We start from the raw sequence: 20,757 nt of genomic DNA on the forward strand, positions 1-20,757 counted from the left end.
TCAAATCGTCGTTTGACTGTGCACCCTACACTGCCCGAAAGCCACGGGCCAGCAGGTAGACTTCGCGACTCCTGTCGCGGGAAGCGCGGGGCTTGCGGCTCTGCACCCGATCGAAGCGCCGGCGCATCTCACCAAGCAGCGCATCGAAACCCTGCCCCTGGAAGACTTTGACCAGCAGTGCGCCACCGGGTTTCAGACGATCGCCGCAAAAATCCAGCGCCAGTTCGGCGAGCAGCATCGAGCGCGGCTGATCAATCGCCTTCTGACCGGAGAGATTGGGGGCCATGTCGGACAGTACAAGGTCAACCGCCTGCCCCTCGAGGGCGGCATCCAGCCGCGCCAGCCCCTCGTCGGCCGCGAAATCCGCCTGCAGGGCGATCACACCAGGCGGCGGCGTCATCTCCAGCAGATCAATGGCGATCACGCGCCCACGCTCACCGACGCGACTGGCGGCATATTCACTCCAGCCGCCGGGGGCGGCCCCCAGGTCGACGACGCACTGACCGGCGGCCAGCAGACGATCGCGCCCGTCGATCTCCTCAAGCTTGAATACCGCCCGGGATCGCAGACCACGACGCTGGGCCTCGCGCACATACGGGTCGCTGAAGTGTTCATCCAGCCAGCGACGGCTGCCGCGACTGCGGGCCATGACTCAGTCCTCCCCGGCCCCGGTGCTCCCGTCCCGGGCACCGACACCACGAATCACGCCCCGCGTGCGCCAGGCAAGCCAGCCGCCGGCCACAAATCCCGTCATCGCCAGCAGCCCAAGTTCCACCCAATGCCCGGCATCAAGCCGCCAGACCACCAGCAGCATGCCCACGGCGAGGCCGAGGACGACGGCCAGCTCGATCTTGACCGCGTCCAGCCGTTCAAGCCCGCGATTATTCGTACCGGACCTCGACGATTTCATAGGCGCGCTGTCCTCCCGGGGCCTGGACATCCACGACCTCCCCCTCTTCCTTGCCGATCAGGGCGCGGGCAATGGGCGACTGAACCGATATCCGGCCCGACTTGATGTCCGCCTCATCCTCGCCGACGATCTGATAGGTCTTTTCACTGCCGTCCTCTTCGTCCGCCAGCACCACGGTGACGCCGAACACCACCTTGCCGGTCGCCGGCAGCGTGGTGACATCGATGACCTGGGCATTGGAGAGCTTGGATTCGATTTCGGCAATCCGGCCTTCAATGAAGCCCTGCTGCTCACGGGCGGCATGATACTCGGCGTTTTCCTTGAGATCGCCGTGGGCCCTCGCCTCGGCGATGGCGTTGATCACTCGCGGTCGGTCCTCGGTCTTGAGCCGATTGAGTTCGTCCCGCAGCTGTTCGGCCCCGCGTACGGTCAACGGTGTCTTGCTCATGCCCTGGCCTCCTTGTGCAGATCCTGAAGCGAGCGCACATCCTCCGACTCGAGATAATCCAGTGCCTGGCCGGTCGCCCGTGCACCCGCGATCGTGGTCGTATAGCAGATCTTGTGATGCAACGCCTCACGGCGGATGGAGAAGGAATCAGCGATGGCCTGACGGCCTTCCGTGGTATTGATGATGAGGTCGATCTCGCCGTTCTTGATGGCGTCCACGATATGCGGACGGCCCTCAACCACCTTGTTGATCAGGTCGCAGTCGATACCGGCCTCGCGCAGCACGGCAGCGGTGCCACCGGTGGCCACCAGCTCGAAGCCCTTGCGGGCCAGGTCACGCCCGATGGCCGCCACCGCCGGCTTGTCGGCATCGCGGACACTGATGAAAACCCGCCCGCCGCGCGGCAGCTCGACCCCGGCGGCGAGCTGTGACTTGGCATACGCCTCACCGAAGACCGGCCCGATACCCATGACTTCGCCGGTGGACTTCATCTCCGGGCCCAGGATCGGGTCCACCCCCGGGAACTTGATGAATGGAAACACCGCCTCCTTGACCGAATAGCTCGGCGGCACCCGTTCGCGGGTACAGCCCTGATCCGCGAGCGTCCGACCCACCATGCAGCGTGCGGCGATCTTGGCCAGGGGCAGACCAGTCGCCTTGGAGACGAAAGGCACCGTCCGCGAGGCACGGGGATTGACCTCGAGAACGAAGATCTCATCCCCTTTGATCGCGAACTGTGCGTTCATCAGTCCTACTACGCCCAGACGCAGCGCCATCTCGCGCATCTGGTCGCGCAGGCGATCACCGACCTGGGGAGCCAGGCTGTAGGGCGGCAGCGAACAGGCGGAATCGCCCGAATGCACACCGGCCTGTTCGATATGCTCCATGATCCCGCCGATCAGCACATCCCGGCCATCACATATGGCGTCCACGTCCACCTCAATGGCGTCGTCAAGGAATCGATCGAGCAGGACGGGGGACTCGTTGGACACCTTCACCGCCTCGTTCATGTACTGGGCGAGCTCCGATTCCTGGTAGACGATCTCCATCGCCCGGCCACCGAGCACGTAGGATGGCCGCACCACCAGCGGATAGCCGATCTCGCCGGCCAGACGGAAGGCCTCGTCGGCGCTGCTCGCCGTGCGATTCGGCGGCTGCTGCAGACCGGCATCGTTGATCAGCCCCTGGAACCGCTGGCGATCCTCGGCAAGGTCGATGGAGTCGGGCGTCGTCCCGATGATGGGCGCGCCAAAAGCCTCGAGATTCCGGGCCAGCTTGAGGGGTGTCTGCCCACCATACTGGATGACGATGCCATCAGGCCGCTCCGTGCTGACGATCTCGAGGACGTCTTCCAGCGTCAGGGGCTCGAAGTAGAGCCGGTCCGAGGTGTCGTAGTCGGTGGAAACCGTCTCCGGATTACAGTTGACCATGATGGTCTCATAGCCGTCATCGCGCAGCGCGAGGGCGGCATGGACGCAGCAGTAGTCGAATTCGATGCCCTGGCCGATACGGTTCGGACCGCCACCGAGGATCATGATCTTCCGGCGATCCGTCGGCTCGGCCTCGTCCTCTTCGTCGTAGGTGGAGTACATGTAGGCCGTGGCCGTCGCGAACTCCGCCGCACAGGAGTCGACGCGCTTGTAGACCGGGCGGATGGCCTCGGCATGTCGCCGCCTCCGCACGGCATGCTCATCCACCCCGAGCAGACGCGCCAGTCGCGCATCGGAGAACCCGCTGCGTTTGAGCTCACGCAGGCGCCCGGCGTCGAGGTCCTCAAGCGCCGCCCCGGCAAGCGCCTGCTCGCGCTCCACCAGATCGCCGATCTGCGCCAGGAACCAGGGATCTATCCAGGTGTGGCCGAACAGACTGTCGAGGTCGAGGCCGGCACGGAACCCGTCCGCCACCCAGAGCAACCGCTCGGGGCCGGGCTGACGCAGCTCCTGCACCACCCGCTCCAGCGCCTCCGGACCCGGCGCCACTCGAGGATCGAGCCCCTCGAGCCCGTTCTCCAGGCCACGTAGCGCTTTCTGGAGGGATTCCTGGAAGTTCCGGCCAATGGCCATCACCTCGCCAACGGACTTCATCTGCGTGGTCAGCACCGGTTTGGTGCGCATGAACTTCTCGAAGGTGAAGCGCGGGATCTTGGTGACGACGTAGTCGATACTCGGCTCGAAGGAGGCCGGTGTACGCCCGCCGGTTATCTCGTTACGCAGCTCGTCCAGGGTATAGCCAACCGCCAGCTTGGCGGCGACCTTGGCGATCGGGAAGCCGGTGGCCTTGGAGGCCAGCGCCGAGGAGCGCGACACCCGCGGGTTCATCTCGATGACCACCAGCCGTCCGTTATCCGGGTTGACGGCGAACTGCACATTGGAGCCGCCCGTCTCCACCCCGATCTCGCGCAGGACCGCCAGCGAGGCATCGCGCATGATCTGGTATTCCTTGTCCGTGAGCGTCTGGGCCGGCGCCACCGTAATGGAATCCCCGGTGTGCACGCCCATCGGATCCAGGTTCTCGATGGCGCAGATGATGATCGAGTTGTCGGCCCGATCGCGCACCACTTCCATCTCGAATTCCTTCCAGCCGAGCACCGACTCCTCGATCAGCAGCTCGTTGGTGGGCGAGAGATCGAGACCACGCTCACAGATCTCGGCGAATTCCTCGGCGTTGTAGGCGATGCCGCCGCCGCTGCCACCCAGCGTGAAAGACGGCCGGATGATCGTGGGGAAACCGATTTCCCGCTGCGCGGCGTTGGCCTCCTCCATGCTGTGCGCGATGCGCGCGGCCGGCGTATCCAGTCCGATACGCGCCATGGCCTGACGGAACGCCTCGCGGTCTTCCGCCATGTCGATGGCCGCCTTGGTCGCACCGATCATCTCGACGCCGTACCGCTCGAGGACACCGTGACGGTCGAGATCGAGGGCGCAGTTGAGCGCGGTCTGCCCGCCCATGGTGGGCAGCACGACGTCAGGCCGCTCGCGCTCGATGATGCTGGCCACCGTCTGCCACTGGATCGGCTCGATGTAGACCGCGTCGGCCATCTCCGGATCGGTCATGATGGTGGCCGGGTTGGAGTTGACCAGGATGACCCGATAACCCTCCTCGCGCAGGGCCTTGCAGGCCTGTGCGCCGGAGTAGTCGAACTCGCAGGCCTGGCCGATGACGATCGGCCCGGCGCCGATGATCAGGATGCTCTGGATGTCGGTGCGCTTGGGCATGTTGGTAAAACCACCTGGTGAGTCAGGCCGCCTACTGACGGGCGGCCATCAAATCGACGAAGCGAGAGAACAGCGGAGCGACGTCATGCGGCCCCGGACTGGCTTCCGGGTGTCCCTGGAAACTGAATGCCGGCGCATCCGTGAGGTGGATGCCCTGGAGCGTGCCGTCGAACAGCGACCGGTTCATGACCCGGACATTCCGCGGGAGCGTGTCGGCATCGATGGCGAACCCATGATTCTGGCTCGAGATCATCACCCGACCGCTGTCGAGATCGAGCACCGGATGATTGGCGCCATGATGGCCGAACTTCATTTTCAGGCTGCCCGCCCCGGCGGCGAGCCCGAGCAGCTGATGTCCCAGGCAGATGCCGAATACGGGCACCGCCTCTGCCAGCAGGCGCTGTGTTGCCTCAATGGCGTAGCTGAGTGGTTCGGGATCCCCCGGGCCATTGGAGAGGAACACGCCATCCGGCCGCATCGCCAGCACGTCCTCGGCTGGCGTCCGGGCCGGCACGACGGTCACATGGCAGCCGCTGTCGACCAGCATCCGCAGGATGTTGCGCTTGACCCCGAAATCGTAGGCCACCACATGCCAGCGCAGAGCCGCATCCGACCGTGGCTCCCCCTCCTGCTCGCCGCGCTCCAGCGCCCAGGTTCCCAGACGCCACTCGTACGACTCGGGCGTGGACACCTCCTGGACGAGGTCGCGGCCGGTCAGCGCCGGATGAGCGCGGGCGACCGCCACCGCCTCGTCGGCATCCGGATGCCGTCCGGCAATGATGCAGCCGTTCTGGGCACCCTTCTCGCGGAGCAGCCGGGTCAGCCGCCGGGTATCGATATCGCAGATCCCGACGATGCCGTGACGCGCCAGATAGTCGGGCAGCGTCTCCTGGGCACGCCAGTTGCTCATGCGGATCGGCGCGTCCCGGATGATCAACCCGGAGAGCTTCGGCCCGTCAGACTCTTCGTCGAGCCGGTTGGCCCCGGTATTGCCGATGTGCGGATAGGTCAGCGTGACCATCTGCCCGAAATAGGACGGATCGGTACAGATTTCCTGATATCCGGTCATCGCCGTGTTGAAGCAGACTTCACCGGCTGTCTGGCCATTGGCACCGAGTGCCCGCCCCCTGAAAACCGAACCATCCTCGAGTGCCAGAATTGCCGTGTCGGTCACGCATTCACCCCATCTGCTCGCAAAAACGGGAGGGTTCCGCAGAAGCCCTCCCGTCGGCTGTCTCAACCGCGGAATTCTACGCCCGAGCGCGTTCTAGTGTCCACTGGATGGGCGAACGGGGCGCACCCGCGCGGTCCCTTGCGCGGCCGAGGTCAAAGGGGCTAACGTTGTCGTTTTTGATCGCTGTCCGGCGATCCATCAATCCGGTTTACACGAAATGAATGCGCTTTCCCTGCGCCAGTTGAACAAGACGTATCCTGGCGGCGTCACCGCGTTGCAGGACATCAATCTGGAAGTGATGCCCGGCGACTTCTTCGGCCTGCTCGGACCCAACGGCGCCGGCAAGACCACCATCATCGGCATCGTCTCGTCGCTCGTCCGCCCCAGCGCCGGCCATGTCAGTGTCTTCGGTCACGACATCATCGCCGACCCATGGGAAGCGAAGTCGAACATCGGCCTCGTCCCGCAGGAGTTCAACTTCAATCAGTTCGAGACCGTCAGCCAGATCGTGATCAACCAGGCCGGCTATTACGGCATCGACCGCCATACCGCTCATGAACGAGCGGAGCGGTATCTGCGCGAACTCGACCTCTGGGGCAAGCGCAACGCCACGTCACGCTCGCTCTCCGGTGGCATGAAGCGGCGCCTGATGATCGCCCGCGCCCTCATCCACGAACCACGGCTGCTGATCCTCGACGAGCCCACGGCCGGCGTCGATATCGAGCTCCGGCGCTCCATGTGGGCATTCCTGCGGCAGATGAACGAGCGGGGCACCACCATCATCCTCACCACGCATTATCTCGAAGAGGCCGAGTCCCTGTGCCGCAGCATCGGCATTATCGATGGCGGGCGGATCATCGAGAATACGGACGTCCGCTCGCTGCTCGCCAAACTCAAGAGCCAGAGCTTCCTGCTCGACATCGCCTCGCCGGTGGGCAGCCTGCCGGATTTCCGGGACTTCTATGTCGTCCCGGTCGATGAGCGCACCCTCGAGGTGGAGGTGCGTGGCGACCAGACCCTGACCGACCTGTTCACCCAACTGAATGCGACCGGCGTCCAGGTCACCAGCATGAAGAACAAGTCCAACCGCCTCGAGGAGCTCTTCGTCCGCATGCTCGGCGATCGCAGGCACGACGCCCAGCCAGAGACCGCATGACATGGCAGCACTCTATCCCGCCTACCCACGGCAGACCCTGACCGCCCTCCAGACGCTGGCCTGGAAGGAGACCCACCGTTACCTGCGGATCTGGGTGCAGACGCTGGTGCCGCCAGCGATCACGATGACGCTTTATTTCATCATCTTTGGCAGTCTCATCGGCTCACGCGTCGGCCCGATGGACGGCTACAGCTTCATGGAGTACATCGCCCCGGGCATCATCATGATGTCGGTGATCACCAACTCGTACACGAATGTCGTCTCGTCTTTCTTCGGCGCGAAGTTCCAGCGCCATATTGAGGAATTACTGGTTTCTCCCACCCCCAATTACGTCATTCTCGCGGGCTATGTGGCCGGCGGTGTCGGCCGAGGGCTCTTTACGGGCCTGATCGTCACCGTCATCGCGACCTTTTTCGCCGATCTGCACATCCACAACATCCCCGTGACCATTTCAGTGGTTTTCCTGACCGCGGTTCTGTTCTCCATCGGCGGCTTTATCAATGGCGTCTTCGCGAAGAAGTTCGACGACATCGCCATCGTCCCCACCTTCATACTCACGCCGCTGACCTATCTCGGGGGAGTGTTCTACTCCATCTCCATGCTGCCCGACTTCTGGCAGACACTGTCGATGGCAAACCCGATCCTGTATATGGTCAATGCCTTCCGTTATGGCATCCTCGGCAGCTCGGACATACCTCTCGCGACAGCCTATACGCTGATCCTTGGCTTCATCGCCGCCGGTACGGCACTCAGCCTCTGGCTGCTGCGCCGCGGGACCGGGCTCCGCAGCTGACAGAGCAACAAGAATGAACCTGGAACGTACACCGCTTCTGACCGACCTCTACGAACTCACCATGCTCCAGACGTATTACGAGCATGGGATGACGGAAGAGGCGGTGTTTGAGCTCTTCATGCGGGAGTCGCCGCAGCGCGGATTTTTCGTCGCCGCGGGACTGCAGCAGGGCCTGGACTGGCTGGAGCAGATGCGGTTCAAGCCGCAGGAGCTCGAGTGGATGCGAGAGACCGGACTGTTCTCGGACACGTTCGTCGATTGCATGGCGGACTTCCGCTTTACCGGGCGGGTACTCGCGCTTGACGAGGGCTCGGTGTTCTTCGCGGAGGAGCCACTCGTGCAGATCGTCGCCCCCCTGCCGGAGGCGCAGTTCATCGAATCGCGGTTGATGAACATCCTCCACTACCAGACGCTGATCGCCAGCAAGGCCGCCCGCTGTCGGCTTGCCGCCGGCGACACGCCGGTCATCGATTTCGGCATGCGCCGGGCCCATGGCGGGGAGGCCGGCACCTGGGCCGCCCGTGCCTGCTATATGGCCGGCTTTGCCGCCACCGCCACGTGCCTGGGCAGTGCGCGCTACGGGATCCCGCCCACCGGAACAATGGCGCATGCGTTCGTGCTGGCCCACGACAGCGAGATCGAGGCGTTCGAGCGCTTTGCGCGCAGCCACCCGGATAACGTGGTGCTGCTGATCGATACCTATGACGTGCGTCGCGGCGCCGAACGGGTGGTGGAAGTCGCCGGCCGTCTGGCCGACGAGGGCATCCCGGTCCATGGCGTACGCATCGACAGCGGCGACCTCGCCGCCAACGCCCGCATGACACGGGAGATCCTCGATCAAGGCGGACTCGCGGACACGCGGATCATCGTCAGTGGCGGACTTGATGAATACCGCATCGAATCCCTGCTTTCCGGGGATGTACCCATTGATGGCGTGGGCGTCGGATCCAACGTCGATACCTCGGCAGACGTCCCTTTTCTCGATTCCGCCTACAAACTGCATTACTTCCGGGACAAGCCGCGGGGCAAGCATTCGAAGGGCAAGACGGATCTGCCCGGGCGCAAACAGGTCTTCCGGCAATTCGACTCCGCCGGTGCGATGGCCGGGGATACCCTTGGCCTGACGAGCGAATCACTCCGTGGAGCGCCCTTGCTCAAGGAGGTGATGGCGGCGGGGCGGCGAACCGGCGATGCCGGCGCCACTGATCTGGAGCAGGCCAGAGACCGCTGTGCCAGGCAGCTGTCCCTGCTTCCGCCGGATGTCTGCGCGCTAAGGAAGCCCGCTCAATACCCGGTGAGGCTCTCGGAGGGACTCAAGCGCCTGCGGACCGAGCTGGCGGCCCGCCACTAGAACCGCGGCGGACCGCCAGGGACGAGGTATTCAGTCGACCCGGAGTTCCTCCAGGGACCGGCCACTCGCCTCCCACTCCTTCACCCAGCCCGGCTTGCGGCCACGACCCGACCAGGTCTTGCCCGAGTCGCTGGGGTGCTGGAAGCGGACCTTGCCTTTGGCCCGTGCCTTGGCAGGCTGACCGCCGACAAGATCGCTCAGGGTAAAACCATACCGCTCCGCAACCTGCTTGAGTTCCTGCTGCGCTTTCCGGGCATCTTCCTTGCGACGCCCCTGCACTTCACGGTCGATATCTTTCTTTAGCTGATTCAGCTCTTCGGTCGTGTAATTGGAAAGATCCATAGTTTCCTCTTCAAATACTCAATGATCGCCTTTTCACATCCACCAATATAATCCATCACTCAAGAGAAAACAGCCCCATTTACTACATCTCTTGATATCTAAAGGGTTTCTCGGGCGTCTGTTAATCACGAAGGAATGATATAATTAAGACTTTTGAATAAGAGGCCACGCAATGCCGTCCGCCCTCTCTGCAACACCAGCCGTGCTGACCGTTGAACTGGATCCCGCGGGCATAATGCAGACACGCCCCCCGGAGCCGTTGAGCCGCGATAGTGCCGAATTACTGGCCGCACCGATCGCCGATGACCTGCGGCGGATCATTGGCGAGGAAATCGCCGAAGCGGGCCTGGTCATGCCGGCCGCACTGTACGACCTAACGGAAATACTCCGGCCGGGACTGCCTATGGTCGAGGCGTTGCTGGATATCTATCGGGGCAGCCTGCGCGGGGGGCCTTTCCAGCCGCAGCTGCTCTCTCTCGGCAGCAGTGGGGGGCGCTTCCCGGAATCCGCGCTCGCTCCGCTCCGCCGGCCCGGTTCCGGCCCGCTGCTGGCCATTCCATTCGCGCTGGTAGCGCCCGGCGAGCAGCTCGATCCGCTACGCCGAAAACTGGAGAGCACCCTCTTGGAAAAAGGCCGGGCGGGCCTCGCCACCGACCGCGCATTGCGGCAGTTAATGGGTGTTGAGCCGGTCCATCTGAGCTATGCGACATTCCACGATCTCTCGGCATTGCTCAAGGTACAGCTCGAACACGCCGAATTCGGCGGGCTGTGGCAATTGATCGAGGCTGCCCTGTACCGCCCGGACAGCGTCGAGCGGATCGAGCTCGAACCGGGCAACCGTTTCATGGGCAGTGCCGGGGCGGTCTGGACACCCTGGATGACGTTCGATGAGTGGGCTTCCCGCAATGCGGCGGACGTGGACACCAGCCTCGAGGGCTACGGACGCTGGGTCCGGATGCAGAGACAGTACATGGCTGGCCTGCAGAGCCACGGCATTCAGGTGACGGCCACGGCACCGGCGAAAGGTACGGCGGCCGCCGATCCGGAGGTCGCCCTTTCCATCGCCCAGGCGCATGCAATCGAGGCCGACCGGCCATGGTATCGACAGTCCATCATCGACCAGCAGGGCGTGACCTCGGCGGCGGTCGTCACGGTCACGGAACAGGCCACCCCGGAACTTGGTCCGGTGGCCTATACGGCACTGGTCCAGGCGGCGGATGGTCAGCTCCTGACCCTGGCCCATGACTATCCGGTCCATCCGGATGGCATGCAGGCCATTCTCGATCACTGGGCCGGGCATGCCGACTCGCTGGGCGCCGCCTGGCAGGTTGAGCGTCCGGGCCGCGTGATCGCCGGTGGCGAACCCGCGCAGCTCCAGCCCTGGCTCGATTACCAGGGCCGGGCCTGATCAGGGATTGAGCAGCGTCCACTCCCAGGTGCCGTTCTCACCGCGATAGTACCGCTCCCGGTCGTGCAGCCGGCCTTCACGGCCCTGCCAGAATTCGATCATGTCGGGGCGGACTCGGTAGCCCGTCCAGTGCGGAGGCCGCGTCACCGCCATGTCGGCGAACCGGGCCTCGACTTCGGCTACGCTTGCATCGAAGGCCTCCCGCCCGGCCAGCGGCTCGGACTGCTGCGAGGCCCACGCACCAATCTGGCTGAGGCGCGGGCGGCTGGCGAAGTAGGCATCCGCCTCGACGTCGCTCACCGGCTGCACCGTGCCCTCGATCATGACCTGGCGCATCAGCGGAGCCCAGAAGAAAGTCAGCGCCGCCCGCGCGTTCGCGGCAAGCTGGCGCCCCTTCCGACTGAGGCTGTTGGTGTAGAAAACGAAACCATCCTCATCCACCTGCTTGAGCAATACCGTGCGCGCACTCGGCCTCCCGCTCGCCGTTGCCGTGGCAAGCGTCATCGCCGTCGGCTCCAGAATGCCCTCGGTCTCCCGCGCGAGATCCAGCCACTCCCTGAAGCGGGCGACCGCGGTTTCATACTGCCCCATCGTCATTCGTCTCCCCTGTGTCCATCGGCTCAACCGTCAGCGTCAGGCCGTCGACTGCGGTGACCCGCACCCGGTCTCCCGCATCCAGCGGCATGTTACACCTTGCCCGCCAGCGCTCGCCCTCCACCCGGACCCGAAGCGCCGGGCGGGTTGTAATCACTTCTCCCTGCTCGCCCTGCAGGTGGGCCCGCCCTGCGACGCCGCGTCGCCGGAAGGCCCGCAGCGCGAGCATCGCCGTGCCCATGAGGATCATCAGACTGGCTGCTGTCACACCGGCCACAAGCAGCATCGAGAGCTCAAACCCCGGCCCCTCGGTATCGAAAAGCAGCAGCGAACCAAGCCCGAAGGCGAGCACACCCCCGACGCCCAACGCCCCGAAGGAGGGCGCGAGGGCCTCACCCAGCATGAACAGCACGCCCAAGGCGATCAGACCGAGCCCGGCATAGTTCACGGGCAGCGCCTGCAGGGCGAACAGCGCCAGGAGCAGGGAAATGCCCCCGATGACTCCCGGCACCAGTGTACCCGGATTGGCCAGTTCGAAGATCAGTCCATAGATCCCGACCAGCAGGAGAATATAGGCGACGTTCGGGTTGGTGATGACAGCCAGCAATTCATGCCGCCAGTCCGGAGCGCGCTCGTCGATCATCGCATCGGCAAGGCGGAGGGGCTCCCCGTCGTCCGGTATCAGACGGAGCCCGTCGACGGCATCCAGCAACGCCCGGGTGTTCATTGCCACCTGATCAATGACCCCCTCGCGGTAGGCGGCCTCCGCGGACAGGCTCACGGATTCCCGAACGGCGCGTTCCGCCCACTCGGCATTCCGTCCTCGGAGTTCGGCCAGTGCCCGGATATACGCGACGGCATCGTTGATCCGTTTGCGCTCCGTGGCTGAGGCACCGCCACCGGATTGATCCGCGGGGGCCTCACCGGATTCGGCGGCGCCTCCATCCGGATCGCGTCCGCCACGATCGGGATTCCCGGGCATACCGCCGACCTGCACAGGCGTCGCAGCACCGAGATTCGTGCCTGGTGCCATGGCAGCCCAGTGAGTGGCATAGAGTATGTACGTCCCGGCGCTGGCTGCGCGGGCGCCTGATGGCGCGACATAGCCGATGACAGGCACGGGAGAGGCAAGCACCGCCTTGATGATGTCGCGCATGGACCGGTCGAGTCCGCCCGGCGTATCCATCTGCAGGATGACGGCCGACGCGGACTCCGCCTCGGCCGCCTCAATCCCCTGGACGACGTACTGCGCCGTCGCTGGCCCGATCGCCCCGTCAACCGTGAGGCGATGGACCGTCTGGCCGCTGGCGCCGGTCACCGCCAGTGATAGCACCAGAAAAAGCAACCCGCGCATCATGCCTGTCAGATCGCAGGCCCGGTGAGCAGGTTCCCGAATCAGCCCTCCAGGGCGTTGATGATGCGCTGCCGGACGACGTCAATATCGCCCTCGCCATCGACGCAGACGTATCTGGGCGCATCGGGGCCACCGTTCTCGGCGAGCGACTGGTAGTACTCCACCAGCGGGCTGGTCTGCTCGTGATAGACCGCCAGGCGCTGGCGGACCGTATCGGGCTGGTCATCCTCGCGCTGCACCAGTGGCTCACCGGTGACGTCATCCTTGCCATCTTCCCTGGGTGGGGCGTTTTCCAGATGATAGACGCGCCCGGAATCGGGATGGACCCGGCGCCCGGCCATGCGCGAGACAATGGCCTCGTCATCGACCCTGATCTCGACGACGGCATCGATGGGCACACCCGCCTCCTGGAGCGCGTCCGCCTGGGCGATGGTGCGCGGAAACCCGTCGAAGAGGAAGCCATTGGCGCAGTCGGCCTGCTCAATACGCTCCTTGACCAGGCCGATGATGATGTCATCCGAGACCAGTTCGCCGGCATCCATGACGGCCTTGGCCGCCCTGCCGAGCTCGGTCCCCGCCTTGACCGCTGCCCTCAGCATGTCGCCGGTGGAAATCTGCGGGATGCCGTAGGCTTCGCAGAGCCCGGCGGCCTGGGTTCCCTTGCCGGCCCCGGGCGGGCCCAGAAGTATCATGCGCATGGCTCTCCTCCTAGTTGCCTTGCTCAATGGTCAGGGCGCGCAGTCTACCGCCCAGGTCCAGGACATACAGCCTGTCTTCCTCGACCAGCGGTGCCGCCGCGATGCCATTCCTGCCAACCTCGTAACGGGCGGTCAGTCTGCCATCACGAATATCAATCCAGTAGAGCCAGCCGTCGGAACCGGCGACGACCAGCTGATCGCCATACCGGACCGGCGCGGTCAGTCTGATCCCGGACAGTGCATCGACCCGCCAGACCGATGCGCCGTTGCGACGGTCAAAAGCCCAGATACGACCCTGCGCGTCGGTCGCGTAGATGTTGCTTTCATCCACGCTCAGCCCGCCGAGTACGGAGACATCCCGGGCCCAGGCCACCTGTCCATTGGCGAGGGCCATGCCAGTGAGCCGACCCTGATAGGTGCCCGCGAACAGTTCACGGCCGCTCACCACCGGGTCGGCGTCGAGATCGATCATGCGCTCGAGGTCGGTTCTGCCCTCCGGGACGGCGACCGTCGCCTCCCACACGGGATTGCCCGTCGCCAGATCGAGCGCGCTCAGCCTTCCGTTGTCGAATCCGGCCACGACGCCGCCGTTGACGAGCACCGGCGCCGAATGACCGCGCAGACTGAGTGCCGGGACATTTCGTCGGTACAGCCAACGCTGGTCTCCGCTCGCGGCATCCAGCGCGAACACGCCGCCGTCGCCGGTTCGCACAACGACGCTGCCCTGACCGACCGCGGGCGGAGCAAGCACCTCACTGCTGACGCGGGTCCGCCAGTCGAGCTCCCCGGTCTCGGCATTCAGGAACAGCACATCGGCATTGGCGGTACCCACGGCCACGGCGTCTTCCCCGGCACCCACCGCACCGGCGATCTCCACATCAAACGCCTGACGCCACAGGGTTTCACCGCTCCCGGCGTCGAAGGCCGCCACTTCCCCATCCGAGGAGGCCGCGAAGAGTCGGTCGTCGAGCGCAGCGAGTTCGAGGCGGTGATAGGGCACGGAAGCGGGGCCGATCTGCGCCTGCCAGTGTTCAGTGACCTGTGCTTCGGGCACGGGCGAATCCAGTGCCGGCGGATCGCCGGCCCGGATGAGCGAGTTGCCGCCACAACCGGCAATGACCAGTGTGGCCGCAGTAACGATGGCTTTCGCTGTTACGCGCCCTTTCATGATGCCGGCGCTCCACCGAGCTCGAAGAGCTTGATCTCCAGGAGCGAGCGGCGTTGACCGCCAGTCTCATCCAGCGCCTGGCGGTACGCATCGATCGCGGCATCGGTGTTGCCCAGAGCAGCCTCCAGATCACCCTGCAGTTCGAGGTATCGGGGGCGCAGGGGGCCCTCGGGTGGCGGTTCAAGGACCATCAGGGCCGACTGATCATCGCCCGCCGCACTCAGTGCCTCGGCCTGGCGCAGCCGCGCGACCACCGCCAGCGGGCTCCCGGGTTGATTGGCCGGAATCCAGCCAAGGCTGTCCGCTGCTGAGCCAGCGTCGTCCGCGGAGAATGCCGCAGTCGCCACCGCGAGCGTTGCCATTGCCGCATAAGGACTGTCCGGGTGCCCCTCGCGAAGGACCTGCAGGCGGTTGCCCGCCGCCTCACGATCGCCGGCATTGAGCGACTCCAGTATGGCGGCATAGTCCGACGCCGCCTCGGCCATCTGCCGGTCCTGCCAGGCCCCCCACTGCTGCCAGCCAATGACCACGGCCAGCGCGACACCCACGGTGAGGATTACCGTGCGGCCGTGCTGCCGCCACCAGGCGCGAATGGCCTCGAGTTGTTCTTGGTCGTCGTATGCCACGGATTGATGTCGTCCTGCTCAGGTTGATTCCAGCGGGGAGAGTATCTCCGGCAGCCGCTCGATCGCCACTGCATACTGCTCCGCGTCGCCACGCAAGTCCTTGATGATGATCTCTCCGGCCGCGGATTCCTCGGCGCCCCGGATCAGCGCCAGCGCGGCCCCACTCCGGTCGGCGCGGCGTAGCTGGCTTTTCATCGACCCGCCACCGATCGGCAACTGAAGCCGAAGCCAGGGCAGCCGGTCCCGAAGGCTTTCCGCCAGGGCCACGGTGTCAGCCTGCAGATCCTCATCCACCGCCACCAGTGCCGCATGAACCGACGGCGCGGCAGGCGCACTGCCCGCCGCCTCCACCAGCGCCACCAGGCGCTCCAGGCCCGCCGCGAAGCCGATGGCCGGAGTCGGGCGTCCGCCCATCATCTCCACCAGGATGTCATACCGTCCCCCGGCCAGCACGGTTCCCTGCGCCCCGAGACTGTCGCTGATCCACTCGAACACGGTACCGCCGTAGTAGTCGAGTCCGCGCACCAGACGGCTGTTGGCCGTGTAGGGCTGACCGGCCGCATCGAGCATGGCGCGCAGGTCATGGAAATGCTGTCGGGAAGTCTCGTCGAGGTAGTCCCCGAGATCCGGCGCGGTCCGGATTACCTCGGCCATCTGCGGGTTCTTGGTGTCGAGAATACGCAGCGGATTGGTATGCAGTCGGCGCCGGGCATCGTCATCGAGCCAGCCCTCATGCGCCTGGAGATGCTCGATCAGTGCGGCCCGATAGCGCCGTCGCGCCTCGATCGTACCCAGATTGTTGAGCTCCAGCCGAAGCCCGTCGATGCCAAGGGCGCGGAGGATACGCCCCGAGAGAAGGATGAGCTCGGCATCCAGCTCCGGGCCGGAGACACCGAACGCTTCAGCACCGACCTGGTGAAACTGCCGGTAACGCCCTTTCTGGGGACGCTCGTGACGGAACATGGGCCCCGCATACCAGAGCCGGGGGCGCGCGTTGTGCAGCAGCCCCCGCTGCAGGGCGGCCCGGACACAGCCGGCCGTTCCCTCCGGTCGCAGCGTCAGGCTGTCGCCATTGCGGTCGGTGAAGGTATACATCTCTTTCTCGACGATATCGGTAACCTCGCCGATGGACCGCGAGAAGAGTTCCGTCTTCTCGACGATCGGCAACCGTATCTCGGCGTAACCGTACCGCTCGAGCTCGTGACGGAAGGTGTCTTCAACAAACCGCCAGATCGGACCCTCATCAGGCAGGACGTCACTGAACCCGCGGATATTCTGTATCGAGGTACCCAAGCTATCCCCGTTCGATTGAAACGATGACCAGGCGGCTCCGTCAGGAACCACCCAGCGTGAAACGGGCCACATTACCCCGCGCATACTGATCGAGGTCGACTTCCCGGTCGCCATACTCGAGCGTGACATTGCGCGTGTTGCCGATGACGATATCGAAAGGTGCCCTGCCCGTCAGGCGCTCCTCTCCCGGCTCGGCCATTCCGAAGAGCAGCCGTTCGCCGCGGTCATCGGTGACTTCCATCCAGGAATCACCGCTGAAGCGGAAGACCAGTTCATCCGGCTCGGCCGGCGGCGCGTCGACCGTTGCGGCCGGAGCGTCGGGCGCCGCCGGCGTCGCGACCGACGGATCCATGGTGGCCTCGTTGCCGGATACGCCCGCTGTCGTCCCGCTCGTGTCCACCGCGCCCCCGCTGTCCGTCGTTTCTTCCATGGATGGCGCCGGCTCGGTTTCGGGTGCGGCGACCACGTTGTTCGCCGGTTCGGGGCTGGTGTCCATCGCCTCGGCGGTGGGTTCGGATGCGCCTGTCTCCCTGGCTGACACGTCCGCTGGCGCCTGCGTCACCGCGGTATCCGATGACGAAGCGTTCTGCGAGACACGATCGTCGGGTACCGGTTCGATCGACTCGGCCGATCCGGTCGCCTCGGTCGACGGGTCCGCCGCTTCCATGAACGGGATGGAGATCTCCGCGCGCGACAGCCACCAGCCCGCTGCGACCACACCGGCGATCAACAGCGCAAGCCCGAGCGCCAATCCGAGGATGCCGGGGCCGCGACCCACCGGGCGCGGGGTACGCGCATTACCTGCCTGGGCGCCGGCATGCGGCCTGAGTGGGCTTTCGGTGTCGGTAACCCCGACATCGGCGAGGCGGCCGATCACCGGCTCCGGATCGAGCTCCAGCAGGTGGCAGTATGCGCGCAGGTATCCGCGCACGAAGGTGAGCGGCGGAAGCGCATCGAAGTCGTCGGCCTCCAGTTGCTCCACCGTGCGGCGGTCGAGATGCAGGGCCTCGGCGACCTGGTCAACGGTCATATCCCGCCGCAGACGCGCATCCCGGACCAGCCGACCCGGTCCGGCCAACTGTCTGCCGGCGTTACTGGTATCGCCGCTGCGCTGTTGCTCTGTCATCGAGATATCACTCCGTCAAGCGTGCGGCCTGCTCGGATGCGGGATATCGTTCCCTGAGCCGCCGGGCAAACTGCCCGTGACGGTCCGCATCATCAGCGGCTCTGGCGACCCGCACCCCCAGCCAGAGCAGCGATGGCGTTTCCTCTGCCACCGCAGTGTAGCGCGAAAACCAATGTTGTGCGGCATCGACCCGGTCCTGCGCGAGGCTCCATTCGGTCATGCCCCGCAGCGCGGGCGGGTACTCGGGTCGCAGCGATAGCGCACGACGCCAGTACGACGCCGCCTCGACCCCCCGATCGGCGTCACTCAGGCAGAGGGCCGCGTTGCTCAACGCCATCACACGGCGTGAATAGAGCGGATTGGCCGCCGCCATGTCCCATAGATCAAGGGCTCGACGGACATGGCCTCGACCGCACAGAAAGGCGGCATAGTTGTTGAGCGCGGGGCCGTTGTCACCATCCAGGGACAACGCCTTGTCAAAGTGCGACTCCGCGGCCGCCGGCTCATCGAGTCTCGCCCGCACTTCCGCCGCCACCAGATGCGCATCGATCAGCTCTGGATTCTGATCCAGGGCCCTCTCAATCTTCTCCAGGGCGGGACCGAGCGCACCATTGCGCAGGTGATGGGTGGCGATATCGGTGTTGGCCCGGGCCGCCCGGGCGGAATCCTCGTCGCTGAGGGGTGCATCCTGCCTGACCGCGCATCCGGCCATCAGCACAGCGGCGAGGATCATCACGCGGGTGCGCATCAGGCGGATGCCGTGGTTGTCCCGCGTTTGCCCTGGTTGCGACGGTTGATGACCTGACCCACCAGCTGGCCGCAGGCCCCATCGATATCCTGGCCCCGCGTGCGTCGGATCGTAGTGATGAAGCCGGCACGCTGAAGCGTATCGGCGAAGCGCTGGATGCGCTCCCTCGGCGATGCCGCGTAGTGGGTGCCCGGAAACGGATTGAACGGGATGAGGTTGATCTTGGAGGGAATATTGCCCAGCAGGTCGATCAGCTGCCGTGCATGTCCCTGGCTGTCATTCACGCCATCCAGCATCACGTACTCCCAATAGATGCAGTGATGGGGCGTGTTGCCAATGTAGTGTTCGCAGGCCGGCAGCAGTTCCCGCAGCGGGTACTTCCGGTTGATGGGCACGATCTCGTCCCGCAGCGCGTCATTGGGGGCATGCAGTGAGACGGCGAGGCTGATGTTGCTGACATCCGCCAGCCGGTAGAGCGCCGGCACCAGACCGACGGTGGACAGTGTGACCCGCCGCCGCGACAGCGCCCACGCATAGGGATCCACCATCAGGTTGGTGGCAGCCACCACGTTGCGGAAATTCGCCAGCGGCTCACCCATGCCCATCATGACCACGTTGGTTACGCGGCGGTCACGGCCCTCCTGCTCCAGGGCCCGGGTCGCGAAATGCAGCTGTCCGATGATCTCCGCCGCGGTCAGATTCCGATTGAAGCCCTGTTTGCCGGTGGAACAGAACCCGCAGTCAAGGGCGCAACCCACCTGGGAGGACACGCATAGCGTCCCCCGCCCGCGCTCCGGGATATAGACGGTCTCCACCGCCTGGCCACTCTCCAGCGCCAGCAGCCACTTACGGGTGCCGTCCCCGGACTCGCGATCGAAAACCGCCTGCGGCACGCGCAACTCCGATAGATCCGCCAGCTTCCCCCTGAAGCCCTTGGCCAGATCCGTCATGGCATCGAAGTCGAACACGCGCCGCTGGTGAAGCCACTGCCGCAGCTGCTTGCTGCGGAAGGGCTTCTCGTCAAGCTCCTGAAGCAGGGCATGCAGGCCCGCCTCGTCCAGACCGAGCAGGCTGACCCGACCGGAGCGGGTCAGCGGGCGGTCTTCAGCCGCGGCTGTGGAGCTCATCATCACCAAAGAAGAAGGCGATTTCCTCGCGCGCCGTCTCCGGTGCATCGGAACCGTGGACCGCGTTCGCGTCGAGGGTCTCGGCAAGGTCGTGACGGATGGTGCCCGCCGCCGCCTCGGCGGGGTTGGTGGCGCCCATGATCTCGCGATTCTTGCGGATCGCGTCTTCCCCCTCGAGCACCTGCACCATCACCGGTCCGGAGGTCATGAACTTCACCAGATCGCCGAAGAACGGACGCTCCCGGTGCACCGCGTAGAAACCCTCGGCCTGGTCCTGGCTCAGATGCAGCATCCGTGCGGCAATGATCTGCAGACCCGCGGTCTCGAAGCGATTGTAGATATCGCCGATGTGGTTGCCGGCGACGGCATCCGGTTTGACAATGGAAAGCGTTCGCTCAACGGCCATTGATCAGCTCCTGCTGGGGAACCGGCGCCAGCGCCGGCCCGAAAATACAAAACCCACCCGCCATGGCGCAGTGGGCCCGAAAAATCGCCCGCTAGTCTACCCAGCCACCGGAACGCCGGCAATCACTGCACCGAGAAGCTCTCGCCGCAACCACACTCGGCCGTGACATTGGGGTTGCGGAAACTGAAACGCTCGTTGAGCCCCTCTCTGACAAAGTCCACTTCCATGCCTTCGAGGAACGGCAGGCTCTTTCGATCGATCACCACCGCGACACCGTGCTGCTCGACAAGCGTATCGTCGTCACCCACGGCATCGGCGTAATCCACGGTGTACATGAAACCCGAGCAACCGGATGTACGAACGCCCAGACGCAGCCCCATGCCACTGCCGTGGCGCGTGAGCGCGTCGCGGATGTGATCGGCGGCCCGTTCCGTCAGCTGTATCGTCATATCTCGCTCCCACCTTCTCCGGCGACCACTGCGGTCAGCGCCGACCGCAATGCATCCTCAATGCAAAGTCCTTCAACGCGTGCCTCGTCCGGCATGCCGGCCTGCTCGGCGAGCCACAGCCCGGTGACCATCTCCGCGGCGTCGACCGACCGACCCACGAGCCAGCCCGCCAGCCATGAAGCGGCCTGCATGGCGTCCGGCCCCGCGAACACCTCGAAACGCGCCTGGCAGATGCCGGCTGACCCCATTGCCAGCCAGCAGTCGACACGACAGCCGTCGGCGACACGCCCTGCCACGCCGTGCGCCCAACCCGTGGGCGCCCCGGGTGCGCCAAGGTACTCGGCATTCCAAGGCTCCAGCGTCATGTCCAT

Annotated in this window: 22 protein-coding genes; 4 read left to right on the forward strand and 18 right to left on the reverse strand. The window is 65.2% G+C overall.

From position 1 onward, the window contains the following. Nucleotides 1-25: 25 nt before the first annotated feature. Genes rlmE through carA form a run of 5 tightly spaced genes read right to left on the reverse strand, consistent with a single transcriptional unit; the run spans nt 26 to nt 5,747 of the window. Nucleotides 26-649: a 23S rRNA (uridine(2552)-2'-O)-methyltransferase RlmE gene (rlmE, locus tag V6X63_RS02115; RefSeq protein WP_367977996.1), complete on the reverse strand. Its 624-nt coding sequence runs from the start codon at nt 647-649 to the stop codon at nt 26-28. Between the two features lie 3 nt (nt 650-652). Further along, nucleotides 653-910: a hypothetical protein gene (locus V6X63_RS02120; RefSeq protein WP_367966949.1), complete on the reverse strand. Its 258-nt coding sequence runs from the start codon at nt 908-910 to the stop codon at nt 653-655. After that, nucleotides 882-1,358 carry a transcription elongation factor GreA gene (greA, locus tag V6X63_RS02125; RefSeq protein WP_367966950.1) on the reverse strand — a complete coding sequence of 159 codons (477 nt, stop codon included), beginning with the start codon at nt 1,356-1,358 and terminating at the stop codon, nt 882-884. The genes V6X63_RS02120 and greA overlap by 29 nt, the downstream gene beginning before the upstream one ends. Beyond that, complete coding sequence (gene carB / locus V6X63_RS02130) at nt 1,355-4,573, reverse strand: carbamoyl-phosphate synthase large subunit (protein WP_367966951.1); 3,219 nt, start codon at nt 4,571-4,573, stop codon at nt 1,355-1,357. Before carB ends, greA begins: the two co-directional genes overlap by 4 nt. A 31-nt stretch (nt 4,574-4,604) precedes the next feature. Continuing rightward, on the reverse strand, nt 4,605-5,747 hold the full coding sequence (carA, locus tag V6X63_RS02135) for a glutamine-hydrolyzing carbamoyl-phosphate synthase small subunit (protein WP_367977997.1): 1,143 nt from the start codon (nt 5,745-5,747) through the stop codon (nt 4,605-4,607). A gap of 217 nt (nt 5,748-5,964) precedes the next feature. Between carA and V6X63_RS02140 the strand changes: the two genes are divergently transcribed. The 3 genes from V6X63_RS02140 to V6X63_RS02150 are packed head-to-tail and all read left to right on the forward strand — an operon-like array spanning nt 5,965 to nt 9,047. Continuing rightward, entirely contained in the window at nt 5,965-6,903 is a 939-nt protein-coding gene (locus V6X63_RS02140) for an ABC transporter ATP-binding protein (protein WP_367966953.1), read from the forward strand. A 1-nt stretch (nt 6,904) separates the two neighbouring features. After that, nucleotides 6,905-7,696, forward strand: coding sequence for an ABC transporter permease (locus V6X63_RS02145; protein ID WP_367966954.1), 792 nt, complete (start codon nt 6,905-6,907; stop codon nt 7,694-7,696). Nucleotides 7,697-7,709: 13 nt separating this feature from the next. Continuing rightward, entirely contained in the window at nt 7,710-9,047 is a 1,338-nt protein-coding gene (locus V6X63_RS02150) for a nicotinate phosphoribosyltransferase (protein ID WP_367966955.1), read from the forward strand. Between the two features lie 30 nt (nt 9,048-9,077). On the opposite strand, the gene V6X63_RS02155 is transcribed toward V6X63_RS02150, so the two are convergent. Next, on the reverse strand, nt 9,078-9,389 hold the full coding sequence (locus V6X63_RS02155; RefSeq protein ID WP_367966956.1) for an H-NS histone family protein: 312 nt from the start codon (nt 9,387-9,389) through the stop codon (nt 9,078-9,080). A 235-nt stretch (nt 9,390-9,624) separates the two neighbouring features. Here V6X63_RS02155 and V6X63_RS02160 point away from each other — a divergent pair, with 235 nt between their 5' ends. Continuing rightward, on the forward strand, nt 9,625-10,797 hold the full coding sequence (locus V6X63_RS02160) for a hypothetical protein (protein WP_367977998.1): 1,173 nt from the start codon (nt 9,625-9,627) through the stop codon (nt 10,795-10,797). Here V6X63_RS02160 and pdxH read toward each other — a convergent pair whose 3' ends face one another. The 12 genes from pdxH to V6X63_RS02220 form a co-directional block, all read right to left on the reverse strand. Next, nucleotides 10,798-11,388, reverse strand: coding sequence for a pyridoxamine 5'-phosphate oxidase (gene pdxH, locus V6X63_RS02165; RefSeq protein ID WP_367977999.1), 591 nt, complete (start codon nt 11,386-11,388; stop codon nt 10,798-10,800). Next, entirely contained in the window at nt 11,375-12,748 is a 1,374-nt protein-coding gene (locus V6X63_RS02170; protein ID WP_367978000.1) for an NfeD family protein, read from the reverse strand. The genes pdxH and V6X63_RS02170 overlap by 14 nt, the downstream gene beginning before the upstream one ends. A 38-nt stretch (nt 12,749-12,786) precedes the next feature. After that, a complete protein-coding gene (gene adk, locus V6X63_RS02175) occupies nt 12,787-13,443 on the reverse strand; it encodes an adenylate kinase (RefSeq protein ID WP_367966960.1) in 657 nt (218 codons plus the stop codon). A gap of 10 nt (nt 13,444-13,453) precedes the next feature. Next, entirely contained in the window at nt 13,454-14,611 is a 1,158-nt protein-coding gene (gene bamB / locus V6X63_RS02180; protein ID WP_367966961.1) for an outer membrane protein assembly factor BamB, read from the reverse strand. Then, on the reverse strand, nt 14,608-15,237 hold the full coding sequence (locus V6X63_RS02185; RefSeq protein WP_367966962.1) for a YfgM family protein: 630 nt from the start codon (nt 15,235-15,237) through the stop codon (nt 14,608-14,610). The genes bamB and V6X63_RS02185 overlap by 4 nt, the downstream gene beginning before the upstream one ends. Nucleotides 15,238-15,255: 18 nt before the next feature. Next, entirely contained in the window at nt 15,256-16,530 is a 1,275-nt protein-coding gene (gene hisS, locus V6X63_RS02190; RefSeq protein ID WP_367966963.1) for a histidine--tRNA ligase, read from the reverse strand. Nucleotides 16,531-16,570: 40 nt separating this feature from the next. After that, the gene (locus V6X63_RS02195; protein ID WP_367966964.1) at nt 16,571-17,656 is read right to left on the reverse strand and encodes a helix-turn-helix domain-containing protein; all 1,086 of its coding nucleotides are present in this window, start codon (nt 17,654-17,656) and stop codon (nt 16,571-16,573) included. Between the two features lie 7 nt (nt 17,657-17,663). Next, nucleotides 17,664-18,404: a type IV pilus biogenesis/stability protein PilW gene (gene pilW / locus V6X63_RS02200; RefSeq protein ID WP_367978001.1), complete on the reverse strand. Its 741-nt coding sequence runs from the start codon at nt 18,402-18,404 to the stop codon at nt 17,664-17,666. Beyond that, a complete protein-coding gene (rlmN, locus tag V6X63_RS02205) occupies nt 18,404-19,531 on the reverse strand; it encodes a 23S rRNA (adenine(2503)-C(2))-methyltransferase RlmN (protein ID WP_367978111.1) in 1,128 nt (375 codons plus the stop codon). The genes pilW and rlmN overlap by 1 nt, the downstream gene beginning before the upstream one ends. Beyond that, nucleotides 19,509-19,937 (reverse strand): nucleoside-diphosphate kinase, encoded by a 429-nt coding sequence (ndk, locus tag V6X63_RS02210; RefSeq protein ID WP_367966966.1) that lies wholly within the window; start codon nt 19,935-19,937, stop codon nt 19,509-19,511. Before ndk ends, rlmN begins: the two co-directional genes overlap by 23 nt. A gap of 122 nt (nt 19,938-20,059) precedes the next feature. Further along, nucleotides 20,060-20,386, reverse strand: coding sequence for a HesB/IscA family protein (locus V6X63_RS02215; protein WP_367966967.1), 327 nt, complete (start codon nt 20,384-20,386; stop codon nt 20,060-20,062). After that, on the reverse strand, nt 20,383-20,757 hold the full coding sequence (locus V6X63_RS02220) for a hypothetical protein (RefSeq protein ID WP_367966968.1): 375 nt from the start codon (nt 20,755-20,757) through the stop codon (nt 20,383-20,385). Before V6X63_RS02220 ends, V6X63_RS02215 begins: the two co-directional genes overlap by 4 nt.

Origin of the sequence: Spiribacter onubensis, from assembly GCF_040838425.1 — a bacterium.
Taxonomy (GTDB): Bacteria; Pseudomonadota; Gammaproteobacteria; order Nitrococcales; family Nitrococcaceae; genus Spiribacter; species Spiribacter onubensis.

Bases quoted from the DNA above. Each gene is read 5' to 3' on its own strand.
- rlmE (WP_367977996.1), bottom strand. From the start codon at position 649: ATGGCCCGCAGTCGCGGCAGCCGTCGCTGGCTGGATGAACACTTCAGC.
- pilW (WP_367978001.1), bottom strand. From the start codon at position 18,404: ATGCGCACCCGCGTGATGATCCTCGCCGCTGTGCTGATGGCCGGATGC.
- V6X63_RS02145 (WP_367966954.1), top strand. From the start codon at position 6,905: ATGGCAGCACTCTATCCCGCCTACCCACGGCAGACCCTGACCGCCCTC.
- V6X63_RS02195 (WP_367966964.1), bottom strand. From the start codon at position 17,656: ATGACAGAGCAACAGCGCAGCGGCGATACCAGTAACGCCGGCAGACAG.
- bamB (WP_367966961.1), bottom strand. From the start codon at position 14,611: ATGAAAGGGCGCGTAACAGCGAAAGCCATCGTTACTGCGGCCACACTG.
- carB (WP_367966951.1), bottom strand. From the start codon at position 4,573: ATGCCCAAGCGCACCGACATCCAGAGCATCCTGATCATCGGCGCCGGG.
- ndk (WP_367966966.1), bottom strand. From the start codon at position 19,937: ATGGCCGTTGAGCGAACGCTTTCCATTGTCAAACCGGATGCCGTCGCC.
- V6X63_RS02170 (WP_367978000.1), bottom strand. From the start codon at position 12,748: ATGATGCGCGGGTTGCTTTTTCTGGTGCTATCACTGGCGGTGACCGGC.
- V6X63_RS02220 (WP_367966968.1), bottom strand. From the start codon at position 20,757: ATGGACATGACGCTGGAGCCTTGGAATGCCGAGTACCTTGGCGCACCC.
- adk (WP_367966960.1), bottom strand. From the start codon at position 13,443: ATGCGCATGATACTTCTGGGCCCGCCCGGGGCCGGCAAGGGAACCCAG.
- V6X63_RS02160 (WP_367977998.1), top strand. From the start codon at position 9,625: ATGCAGACACGCCCCCCGGAGCCGTTGAGCCGCGATAGTGCCGAATTA.
- greA (WP_367966950.1), bottom strand. From the start codon at position 1,358: ATGAGCAAGACACCGTTGACCGTACGCGGGGCCGAACAGCTGCGGGAC.
- V6X63_RS02150 (WP_367966955.1), top strand. From the start codon at position 7,710: ATGAACCTGGAACGTACACCGCTTCTGACCGACCTCTACGAACTCACC.
- V6X63_RS02215 (WP_367966967.1), bottom strand. From the start codon at position 20,386: ATGACGATACAGCTGACGGAACGGGCCGCCGATCACATCCGCGACGCG.
- rlmN (WP_367978111.1), bottom strand. From the start codon at position 19,531: ATGAGCTCCACAGCCGCGGCTGAAGACCGCCCGCTGACCCGCTCCGGT.
- V6X63_RS02140 (WP_367966953.1), top strand. From the start codon at position 5,965: ATGAATGCGCTTTCCCTGCGCCAGTTGAACAAGACGTATCCTGGCGGC.
- pdxH (WP_367977999.1), bottom strand. From the start codon at position 11,388: ATGGGGCAGTATGAAACCGCGGTCGCCCGCTTCAGGGAGTGGCTGGAT.
- V6X63_RS02155 (WP_367966956.1), bottom strand. From the start codon at position 9,389: ATGGATCTTTCCAATTACACGACCGAAGAGCTGAATCAGCTAAAGAAA.
- V6X63_RS02120 (WP_367966949.1), bottom strand. From the start codon at position 910: ATGAAATCGTCGAGGTCCGGTACGAATAATCGCGGGCTTGAACGGCTG.